Source organism: Azonexus hydrophilus (assembly GCF_905120355.1).
Classification (GTDB): Bacteria; Pseudomonadota; Gammaproteobacteria; order Burkholderiales; family Rhodocyclaceae; genus Azonexus.
In genome coordinates this window covers 1-3,941 of the sequence record NZ_CAJHOB010000033.1, presented here as the reverse complement: position 1 = coordinate 3,941, position 3,941 = coordinate 1, and the positions used below count along the sequence as shown (strand labels likewise).

Sequence of the window (3,941 nt, the reverse complement as noted above, 5' to 3'; positions counted from 1 at the left end):
GGCGCAGCAAGGGGTTTCGAATGTTCGATTCATGTTTGTCAGAGTTCGGTTGCCGAAGGCGTCAGGGGAAAATTCAACGGCCTGTTAGGGAGATGTTCGCCATTTCGCTGAAACTCGACAGTTAGGTTCAAACGAAGAGGTGATTGGCGCTTGGTAATTTGGTCATACGAAACCTTTGGATAAGCTGGATCAACGAATGACTTTGGCGACGTACAGCCGCTAATGCCGAAGGTGACAATCGCCAATAGAACAACTGATTTGAGTGGGTTGAACATAAAACCTCCTATCAAGGAATATTGAGAGAACTAACGTCTGAAATCACCGGCCTGCGCGGTTTTTTGCGCAGGCCGGTGGATTGCTTGATTAGCCCCGTTACTTGCACTGTATCGGCTCCCCTGTTCGGGAATTTCCGGCAATATCTGTAACAGTTAGGGAACAGTAACCGTCCTTTAGCCCAACATAGACTTTGAACCTGCTGAAATCCCCGGTTTTGAATTTGGTGGTAACCGGTCCGCAGGTCCCGTAAACACCTGCTCCGGTCGTCACGGCAGACGCTTGGATCTGCAAGGTAGAGTTAGCGGGCACAAGCCGTGTCACCTTAGGATTCTCATCTGGGCGTATTGGATTCAGTTTCTGCAACCCTCCCAAGAAGCCTCCTCCTCTGAGTTGAGCGTCATAAAACAGTTTTCCCGCTGATCTGAATCCCTTGCAGTCGACTTCCGACGTTGATATGCCAACGTTAACGATCCAGTTTGGAGCGTCTGTCTCGAAAGTAACCTCTGAAAAGTCACCGCCCGCAAACGTGTACTTCTCTTTTTGGAGGGGTGTGCAGCCGGCAAGAGCGATGAGAGCAGACAAAAAAGCAGTTCGTAACATTCGCAACTCAGTTGTAGTAATGTAATTAGATTCGTCGCAACGGCTAACGTGCTAGCTCAGGGGCGCGCCGCTTGCGGCGCGTCCCTCTGGAGCGGCGGGTTAGCGATCTTGAACCGGCGCGCCGGCCAAACGAAAAAAGCAAACAAGACAACCTGAAATGCAGCCCACAACAAAACCGGCCAGAAGAAGGTGGCTTTTGGCGTCATAACGGCTGCAATCACTATGAGTGACGCGGTAGTGACAATAAGCAGTACCCCTCCAACAACGCGGAAGCCCGGGGGCTTTTCACCGGACACCAATTTGGGCAGCCCAATGATGAGATTTCCAGCAGCCATAGGGATAGTGTAGGCAAGCGGATCAGTGAACGTGGAAACTGGCAGTCCTTCCAAGTCTCCGCTGCTCGCGGCGAGGGCGAAAAGCATGAAAGGCCAAGCCCCGGCCACAGCGATTCCGGACAGCAAAGATGCAACTCGCAAATAGGCAACCATGATCGCTAACGTTTGAATTAACGGGCGCGCTTTAGCGCGACCCTGTTGAATGATTTATTAGCTTTTCTTTGTGCTTAGCCCACCAAATGCCTATCACCTCAGACATTTCAGGCTTAAATGCTGCGATGTAATCGTCAGCCACGCCCTGTGCCCCTGTGGCATGGGGAAGGACAACAATCGTCAGCTTCTCATACTGCTGAAAACCAAATCGAAGGCGCCTTCGTGGCTTGCCGTTGAAATACACGTCTTTTTGAAGCCACCTAGTTTCCCCTTTGCGGGCGCCAAAAATGGATTCGACCTTAATGCTTAAAGCAGGTGAAGTGAATGCCCCAAGAAGATCCCTGCCAAAGAAAAAAATTACGCTTGGTTTCAATGCTTCGCACGTCTGGAAGAATGACTCGTTATCCTCAATACATGCCTGCTGAGTGTTAATGCCATCCATATTGTTTGAGCATGTTTGTAGCCAGTTTGTTTGAACGATTGACCTTTCGAACGAACCTGCTTTCTCGCTACTTCGTGCAAGCTCGTAACCCCATAGTGAAAACCAAGAAACAATACGGTTTCTAAATGGATAGTCATTGACCTCACCGTCCGAAAAAAAAGATTTATGCGGGTCTGCCCTGTTAATTCCGGCAACATCCCGCAACTCATCATTTTTGCTGTAACCGTGATTCAGACCACATAGAAGAAGCCCCCCGTCTCTGTTCTCGGGGCCGATCAATGAGTGAACAGGCAGTTCGTTCATTTCGTTACCAAAGCCTTAGAACTAACTGTCCTGCAACCACCAAAACGGATGACTTTCCAATTTCGTAGGTATTTGATGAGTTTGAGCCAGTTTTCGGCTTTACCTTCTGCCCATCGATAACCCACGTATTTGAAGATGACGCACTGGTCTTTGGTTTCAGTTCCTTTCCATCCCATATCCATGTATTGGATGAGGATGCACTAGTTTTTGGCTTTATTTCCTTACCGTCAAAAATCCAAGTATTTGAAGATGAAGCGCCTGACTTTGGCTTTAACTCTTTACCATCGCAGACCCAATTGCTGGGTAATTCAATCTTGTTCGCCATATTTTTCTCCTTTGGTTGTTTTGAAGAAGGGAATACCTGCTTCAATGAAAGCTAACGTGAAAGTTAAGCGCCGCCCATGGGGTGCCAGCCATGCGGCAGGCGGTAGCGGCGGGGCTTCAACGCTACGGGGGTTGGGCGCATGGGGTACAGCGACACAGGACAGCCGCCGGCGCAGGCGTCTGTCTGTGGCGCAGAAGCCCATGCGCTGGGGGTTCCGGGCGGTGTGTGCTCCGTCAAGGGTGGCCGGCGTGCCGGACAGCGCAGCCTCCCTTGATCGGCGGAAGGACAAAACACCCTGACCGATGAGGCGCAGGGGGGCTTTTCTCCCCGGCGGCTCATGGAGACCGGGGGTGGGTTTTTGGTAGCCAATCGGGCTGATCGGGGGGCGCGAAGCGCCCCCCTTTAGATTTATAACTAGGACACTTTGGAAACGAGACAATGAAATCTTCATTTCAAAGGGGAATGCAAGAGGCCGGAATCCGATGCGCCCAACGTTGGAGGTAAGGGGGGCGGAGCCGGCTTGCCGGCGAAGCGTCCCGCTTGACCGAAGGGTTAGGCACGGAATAGGCCGCGTCAATTCGCGAATCAAACACGATGGGCTAGCTGCTGTGTACTGAGGAAGTCCCTCAACGATCCACGGGGGTTAACGCTTGTGGCTGCGATAAGCATCAACATGAATACATACCTTGCTGAAGAGGTTTCGATGATTGATTTTTCGATTGATTCCTCAAGTGTTGGAAGGTGTTGTTCAATCCAACCATCCACGAATTGGACGGACTCTTCCGGGCCAAGCTTACTTAGTCCCTCACGAATCTCTTGGAAGTCGGCGGCTTTGAAAGCCTTCAACTCTTCAGAAATGCTGACGATTTGAAGAATGAGTGACTTTGCAAGAGTAGCTTTATCCACCGAGCCATGAGGCAATCGGATGTATGCACTTATCCAAGCGGGAAACGGACTAAAACAAAGTTTATTTATATCGACCGTCTTCTTGGTTTGATAAACAAAAAAGAGAACGACTGTGGCAATAATTAAGATCAGTATTTCCATGGTGGTGATGCCTAACGAACAAAGTAAGTGGCTGGCCGTAGGCCAGTCCGCTTGACTGCAGGGTTAGACCTGCGGCCAAAATAAAATGGTCTGACTGGACTTGACCGGCGCATCTGCTCAGGTGCACCGGAATTGAAGAGTAACGGCCCCTGCAGAGCCAACCCGGCCTGGAGTTAGCTGCAAATCAATGGTTTCTACCTTCTTGCCTTGTTTGGAGCAGAAATCATTCGCCTCTTCATGAACTTCAGAGGCTGCAGAAGCTGAAATTCCGCCCCCAAACTTCACGGTGTTTTTTGAAATCATGAATTTCTCAGAGGTAAGCGGGACAACGCCGGAGCTTGCGCATCCAGAGAGTAGCAATGCCAGAGCAAAAGGGATGTACTTCAAGATATATGCCTCAAGGAGTGCGGAGCAAGTCAAGATAGTTGTCGCCTGATTCATGCGGCGAACCGTGTTTTAT

5 protein-coding genes are annotated in these 3,941 nt (G+C 50.4%); all 5 read right to left on the bottom strand.

The window, feature by feature from the left end; all coding sequences use genetic code 11:
* Window positions 1-932: 932 nt before the first annotated feature.
* A complete protein-coding gene (locus JYJ39_RS13750; RefSeq protein ID WP_205205184.1) occupies window positions 933-1,364 on the bottom strand; it encodes a hypothetical protein in 432 nt (143 codons plus the stop codon).
* 31 nt (window positions 1,365-1,395) lie between these two features.
* Window positions 1,396-2,109, bottom strand: coding sequence for a hypothetical protein (locus JYJ39_RS13745; protein ID WP_205205182.1), 714 nt, complete (start codon window positions 2,107-2,109; stop codon window positions 1,396-1,398).
* A gap of 4 nt (window positions 2,110-2,113) precedes the next feature.
* The gene (locus tag JYJ39_RS13740) at window positions 2,114-2,434 is read right to left on the bottom strand and encodes a hypothetical protein (RefSeq protein ID WP_205205180.1); all 321 of its coding nucleotides are present in this window, start codon (window positions 2,432-2,434) and stop codon (window positions 2,114-2,116) included.
* A 585-nt stretch (window positions 2,435-3,019) separates the two neighbouring features.
* Window positions 3,020-3,481 (bottom strand): hypothetical protein, encoded by a 462-nt coding sequence (locus JYJ39_RS13735; RefSeq protein WP_205205179.1) that lies wholly within the window; start codon window positions 3,479-3,481, stop codon window positions 3,020-3,022.
* Between the two features lie 117 nt (window positions 3,482-3,598).
* Window positions 3,599-3,922 (bottom strand): hypothetical protein, encoded by a 324-nt coding sequence (locus JYJ39_RS13730; RefSeq protein WP_205205177.1) that lies wholly within the window; start codon window positions 3,920-3,922, stop codon window positions 3,599-3,601.
* Between the last annotated feature and the right edge of the window lie 19 nt (window positions 3,923-3,941).